This is a genomic window from Immundisolibacter sp. (assembly GCF_028696615.1).
In the GTDB taxonomy this organism is placed as follows: domain Bacteria; phylum Pseudomonadota; class Gammaproteobacteria; order Immundisolibacterales; family Immundisolibacteraceae; genus Immundisolibacter.
This window is the reverse complement of sequence record NZ_JAQVGQ010000201.1, coordinates 1-2,325: the sequence shown is the minus strand read 5'-3', so window position 1 is coordinate 2,325 and position 2,325 is coordinate 1. Positions and strand designations below refer to the sequence as shown.

Below are 2,325 nucleotides of genomic sequence, written 5' to 3'. Positions count from 1 at the left end.
CGCGCCTGGAGCTCACTCTCGAAGACGGCAGCAGCTATCCGCAGGCCGGCCAGTTGCAATTCTCGGGCGTGACGGTGGACCTCGGCACCGGCTCGGTCAACGTGCGCGCCACCTTCCCCAACCCCCAGCACGTGCTGCTGCCCGGCATGTACGTGCGCGGCCGCCTGCAGGAAGGCGTCGAACCGGCGGCGCTGCTGGTCCCGCAGCGCGCCGTCACGCGCGACGCGCAGGGCAACGCCAGCGTGTTCGTAGTCGGTGCCGACAACAAACTCGAGGCGCGCGTGGTCGAGACCCGCCGCGCCGCCGGCGACGCCTGGCTGATCGGCAAAGGTCTGAACCCCGGCGACCGGGTGGTGGTGCGCGGTCCGCTGCGCCTGATGCCGGGCATGCCGGTAAACCCGGTGCCGGCCGACGCACCGCCGACGCCAGCCGCCCCGTCACCCGCTGCCAAGGGCGCCGCCCATGGTTAATTTCTTCATCGACCGCCCCATCTTTGCCTGGGTCATCGCCATCATCATCATGCTGGCCGGTGGTCTGGCCATCACCACACTGCCGGTCGAAAGCTACCCGTCGATCGCGCCGCCGGGGATTCAGATTCGCACCGTCTACCCCGGCGCCGCGGCCAGCACCGTCGACAGCACGGTGACGCAGGTCATCGAGCAGAAGATGATCGGCCTCGACGGCTTGCTGTACATGGGCTCGGAGAGCAACGCCACCGGCGATGCGCAGATCACGCTCACCTTCGAGGCCGGCACCGACCCCGACATCGCCCAGGTCCAGGTACAGAACAAGCTGGCGCTGGCCATGCCACTGCTGCCGGCGGAGGTGCAGCAGCAGGGCGTGCAGGTCAACAAGGTCAGCCAAACCTACCTGATGGTGCTGGCGCTGGTGTCGGAAGACGGCCGCATGGGCGTGTCCGACATCGGCGATTTCGTCGCCTCACACATCGTGGAGCCCATCGGCCGCGTCGACGGGGTGGGCGATGTGTTGCTGTTCGGCGCCCAGCACGCGATGCGCATCTGGGTACACCCGGACCGGCTCACGCAGTACGGCCTCACCCTGACCGACGTGAACAACGCCATCCGCGTCCAGAACGCCCAGGTGCCGGCCGGCCAGCTCGGCGGCCTGCCGGCCGTCGCCGGCCAGCAGCTGAACGCCAGCGTGCTGGCCCAGAGCCGGCTGCAAACCGCCGAGCAGTTCCGCAACATCCTGCTCAAGGTCCAGCCGGACGGCGCCCAGGTGCGCCTGCGCGATGTGGCGCGCATCGACATCGGCAGCGAAAACTACAACTTCCTGAACCGCTACAGCGGCGCGCCGGCGGCCGGTATCGGCATCGTGCCGGCGCCCGGCGCCAACGTGCTCGAGGCCGCCAAAGCCGTGCGTGCCCGCCTGGCGGACCTGCAGCCCACTTTTCCGCCCGGGCTGGTGGTCCGTTACGCCGAGGACAGCACGCCGTTCGTCACCACCGCCATCAAGGAGGTGGTGATGACGCTGTTCGAGGCGATCGGCCTGGTGTTCCTGGTGATGTTGCTGTTCCTGCAGAACGTCCGCGCCACGCTGATCCCGACGCTCGCGGTGCCGGTGGTGCTGCTGGGCACCTTCGGCATCATGGCGGTGGCCGGCTTCTCCATCAACATGCTGACCATGTTCAGCCTGGTGCTGGCCATCGGCCTGCTGGTGGATGACGCCATCGTGGTGGTCGAAAACGTCGAGCGCATCATGCACGAGGAGCACCTCGACGCCCGCTCGGCCACGCGCAAGTCCATGGGCCAGATCACCGGCGCCTTGATCGGCATCGCCGTGGTGCTGTCGGCGGTGTTCGTGCCGATGGCGTTCTTCCCCGGCACCACCGGCGCCATCTACCGGCAGTTCTCGCTCACCATCACGGCCGCCATGGGCTTGTCGGTGCTGGTGGCGCTGATCTTCACCCCGTCGCTGTGCGCCACCCTGCTGAAGCCCAAACCGCACGGGCCGCCGCGACGCAGTCTGCTCGGCTGGTTCAGCGCCGGCGTCGACCGTGCCACGACCGGCTACGTCGCCTCGGTCGGCCACGTGGTGCGCCGCGCCGCCGGCTACCTGCTGGTCTACCTGGCCATCGTGGGGGGCGTCGGCTTGCTTTTCCTGCGCCTGCCAGGTGGCTTTTTGCCCGACGAGGACCAGGGCACGCTGTATGCGGCCGTGATGCTGCCCGCGGGAGCTACCCAGGAGCGCACCGCCGCGGTCATCGAGCAGGTCGGCAAATACTTTTACGAAACCGAAAAGCGCCTGGTGTTCGGCGCCATGAACGTCTACGGCTTCAGCTTCGGCGGCCGGGGCCAGAACGTG

Annotated in this window: 2 protein-coding genes; both read left to right on the top strand. The window is 68.5% G+C overall.

The features are described 5' to 3' along the window. The coding region (locus tag PHC73_RS11520; protein ID WP_300128272.1) for an efflux RND transporter periplasmic adaptor subunit at positions 1–470 on the top strand (470 nt) is incomplete at its 5' end. After that, the coding region (locus tag PHC73_RS11515) for an efflux RND transporter permease subunit (RefSeq protein WP_300128270.1) at positions 463–2,325 on the top strand (1,863 nt) is incomplete at its 3' end. The genes PHC73_RS11520 and PHC73_RS11515, both read left to right, overlap by 8 nt.